The following is a 3,581-nucleotide window of genomic DNA, read 5'->3' on the forward strand; positions in this document are numbered from 1 at the left end:
TCCGGGTAACACCCCCACTCCACACCCGCGAGGCCCCGGCCGCGGGCCCGCCCGGGGGGGCCGGCGGGGGCTGCGGCCGACCGGCAAACCCCCGCCCGACAGGGGGAATCCGCGACCGCGCGCCGTCTCGCCGACCGGTCGGGCGCCGAGGGCCCGCCATACCTTCCGACACGCCCGCACACACGTTCACCACCAACGCCCCCGCAGCGGCCGGGGAAGGCGGCCTACCCGCCGGTATCCCGCTTTGCTCCCGGCGGCCCGGTGGCATAAGTTTCGACCGCCGTCGACGCAGCCGACCCCGACCGCCCCTCGGAACAGAGGAGCGCAGCGGGCCGGCGGCCGGGCGGCAGAACGTACGGGGGAAGGGAACAGCCATGCCGAGTGCCGGCATCCGCGAGGCGACCGGGCAACGGGAACGGGCGGACGGCGCCGCGCACACACGGCCCGGGACCACCGCGGGCCCGGCCCCGGGCCACTCGGCCCGCTCGGGCCGCTGACCCGGCGCCACGCCCCGACCACCACCACAGAACCACCACAGACGGCCCCGCGCACCGCCGAGGCGGCGCACGGGGCGGACGGCAGGTCGGCCCGTCCGGCACAGGGGACCGGACGGACCGACCGCCGCACCAGCACAAAAACCAAAGGGTCAGAGGCCGAGGCTGCTGAGCGCGGTGGTCCAGTCGGTCACGATGGCGCTGCGGGCGTCGTCGAGGCCGACCGTGCCCTTGCAGACCGCGTTCTTCAGCTTGGTCTCGACGCCGTCCTTGCCGGTCGCGGTCTGGCTGCCGTAGCGGGGCTCGGGCCAGAGGTTGCGCGGGTCGCGCGGGGCGCCGCCGAGCTCCAGCGGGACGAAGTGGTCCTCCTCGTAGTCGGACAGGTTGGTGTCCACGTAGCCGTACTGCGCGATCTGCTGCGCCTTCAGCGCGTTGGTGTAGCTGGTCGGCGGGCGGACGGTGGAGGTCCAGCCGGAGACGCAAATGGTCTGGCCGATGGTGGCCTGGGTGACGTCCGGGTTGTAGGCGCCCGGCGTGCAGGACGGGTCGGGCAGCGGCAGGTAGGCCTGCGAACAACTCGCCGCGAGCGGACGGATCTTGACGGGTGAGCCCTTCGCGGGGGCGGCCTGCGCGGTGCCGGCCGCGAGCCCGGCGGCGGCGAGGGCGGCCGCCGCGGCGACGACGGTGAGACGCTGACGGAGCATCATGTGGGGAGATCTCCTAGGCCTTGCCCGGCCTCTCGCCGGACGACTGTGCCCATGACAGCACCACCGAAGCGGCCACCGTCAGTCCCAGGACGTGAACGACCGGTGATCGCGTCTCCACAAACACCGCGGGCGCCCGGCGCGATCCGGGGCGCGGGCTCAGGGCGTGCCCGACAGCAGCCGCGCCAGCAGCGCGGCCGGCCCCTCCGGCAGGCTGCCGTGCACCAGTTCGGTGCGGTGCACCAGCCGCGGGGCGGCGATCGGCGCGGACGCGACGCCGGGCGCCCCGGCGAGGACGGACGCCGGGAGGAGGCTGAGCCCGTGTCCGGTGGCGACCAGGGCGAGCAGCCCGTGCACGTCGGTGCCCCGGTAGCGGGTGGCGGGGCGGAAGCCGTCGACGCCGGCGGCGGCGCGCAGCCGGGCGGCGGTCGGGGTGAGGTCGGGGGCGTCGAGCCAGCGGGCGGCGGAGAGGTCGGCGAGCGCGACGCCGGTGCGGCCCGCGAGGGGGTGGCCGGCCGGGAGGGCGACGGCGACGGGCTGCTCGTCGACGGCGACGGTGGTGAGCGGGCCGACGTCGGGCAGCGCCAGCGGGTCGCTGGGGGCGGCGAGGCCGTCGATCAGGGCGAGGTCGACCTCGCCGGTGGCGACCTGGGCGGGCAGCGCGTCCTGGGCGAGGACCCGGACGACGAGGTCGGCCGCCGGGTGGGCCCGGCGCACCTCGCCGAGTGCGCGCCCCAGGGTCGCTCCGACTGCCAGCGGGGTGGCGCCGAGCACCAGCCGAGCGCTCGGGGCGCCGGCCAGGCGTGCGACGTCGGCGCGCGCCGCCTCCAGTCGGACCAGCAGGGGCGCCGCGTGCTCCAGCAGCCGCAGGCCGGCCTCGGTCGGGCCGACCGGGCGGCGGCTGAGCAGGCCGGTCCCGAGGTCGGCCTCCAGGGCGGCGATCTGCTGGGAGACCGCGGACTGGGTGTAGCCGAGTTCCCGCGCGGCCTCGGAGAAGGAGCCGAGGCGGGTGACGGTGACGAAGGTGCGCAGCTGCTGCGGATCCACGGCAGTCATCAACTCTTCTGATCGATGGGTAAGAAATCATCGTTGGCGCTGATCTCGGGTGCGGGGTCAGGATAGTCCCATGACCTACCTCACCCCGCGGATCGCCCTGGTCGGCGACCGCTCCCCCGCCGTCCGCTCGCACGCCCGCATCCCCGGGCTGCTCGACGCCCTCGCCGAGCGCGAGCAGCTCGTCCTGGACGCCTACTGGATCCCCACCGAGGACGCCGGGGCGCCCGGCGCCCTGGACGGCTTCGACGCCGTCTGGCTGCTCCCCGGCAGCCCCTACCGCAGCGAGGCGGGCGCGCTGGCCGCCGTCCGGACCGCCCGCGAGCGCGGCATCCCCTTCCTCGGCACCTGCGCCGGGTTCCAGCACGCGGTGCTGGAGTACGCCCGCAACGTCTGCGGCCTCGGCGGGGCCGTCCACGGCGAGGAGCACCCGGAGCGGGACGAGCAGGTGATCGTGCCGCTGGCCTGCTCCCTGGTCGGCCACGAGGGCGCGGTCGCGATCACCCCCGGCACGCTCGCCGAGCGCGTCCTCGGCACCACCCGCACCCTGGAGCGCTACCACTGCGCGTACGGCCTCAACACCGATTACCTGGACCGACTGCGCGCGCACGGGCTGCGGTTCAGCGGCGCGGACGGCGCGGGCGAGGTGCGCGTCCTGGAACTGCCGGGCCACCCGTTCTTCCTCGCCTCGCTGTTCCAGCCGGAGCTGTCCGGCGACGGCACCCGGGCGCACGCCATGATCCGCGCGCTGGCCGGCGCCGCCGTCGCCCACGCGGCGGGATCGTCGGCCTCGACCGACCGAACGGCCACCGACCCGACCGCCACCGACCCGGGCACCGACCCGGGCACCACCACTCTGGAGGCCACCGCATGACCGCCACCGAGATCGCCGGAGTCCGGATCCCCGACAGCCGCCTCGCCACCGAGGCCACCGAGCTGGTCCGGGACGCCACCACCGAGCTGCTGTACCACCACTCCCGCCGGGTCTACCTGTTCGGCGCCCTCCAGGGCCGCCGCCGGGGGCTCGACTTCGATCCCGAACTGCTGTACCTGGCCGCGATGTTCCACGATCTCGGCCTGGGCCCCGAGCACCACGCCTCCGGTCGGCGCTTCGAGGTGGACGGCGCCGAGGCCGCCGCCGCGTTCCTGCGCGGGCACGGGGTGGACGAGCGGCGGGTGCGCCTGGTGTGGGAGGCGATCGCCCTGCACACCACGCCCGGCATCCCGGAGTTCCTGGAGCCGGAGATCGCGCTGACCACCGCCGGGGTGGAGCTGGACGTGCTCGGCATCGGGTACGCGGACCTCGCCGCCGCCGAGCCCGACCCCGGGG

General features: G+C 75.9%; 4 protein-coding genes. 2 read left to right on the plus strand and 2 right to left on the minus strand.

The window, feature by feature from the left end:
• Positions 1-646: 646 nt before the first annotated feature.
• Entirely contained in the window at positions 647-1,201 is a 555-nt protein-coding gene (locus ACFV6I_RS12345; RefSeq protein WP_063347126.1) for a hypothetical protein, read from the minus strand.
• A gap of 156 nt (positions 1,202-1,357) precedes the next feature.
• Positions 1,358-2,254: a LysR family transcriptional regulator gene (locus ACFV6I_RS12350; protein WP_079135516.1), complete on the minus strand. Its 897-nt coding sequence runs from the start codon at positions 2,252-2,254 to the stop codon at positions 1,358-1,360.
• Between the two features lie 70 nt (positions 2,255-2,324).
• Here ACFV6I_RS12350 and ACFV6I_RS12355 point away from each other — a divergent pair, with 70 nt between their 5' ends.
• Both ACFV6I_RS12355 and ACFV6I_RS12360 read left to right on the plus strand, forming a co-directional pair.
• A complete protein-coding gene (locus tag ACFV6I_RS12355; protein WP_380424916.1) occupies positions 2,325-3,125 on the plus strand; it encodes a hypothetical protein in 801 nt (266 codons plus the stop codon).
• On the plus strand, positions 3,122-3,581 hold a 460-nt coding region (locus tag ACFV6I_RS12360), incomplete at its 3' end, for an HD domain-containing protein (RefSeq protein ID WP_380424919.1). The genes ACFV6I_RS12355 and ACFV6I_RS12360, both read left to right, overlap by 4 nt.

It is taken from the genome of Kitasatospora sp. NPDC059803 (genome assembly GCF_042732255.1).
GTDB lineage: Bacteria > Actinomycetota > Actinomycetes > Streptomycetales > Streptomycetaceae > Kitasatospora.

Coding starts and splice junctions, on each gene's coding strand:
- ACFV6I_RS12345 (WP_063347126.1), bottom strand. CDS start 1,201: ATGATGCTCCGTCAGCGTCTCACCGTCGTCGCCGCGGCGGCCGCCCTC.
- ACFV6I_RS12350 (WP_079135516.1), bottom strand. CDS start 2,254: ATGACTGCCGTGGATCCGCAGCAGCTGCGCACCTTCGTCACCGTCACC.
- ACFV6I_RS12355 (WP_380424916.1), top strand. CDS start 2,325: ATGACCTACCTCACCCCGCGGATCGCCCTGGTCGGCGACCGCTCCCCC.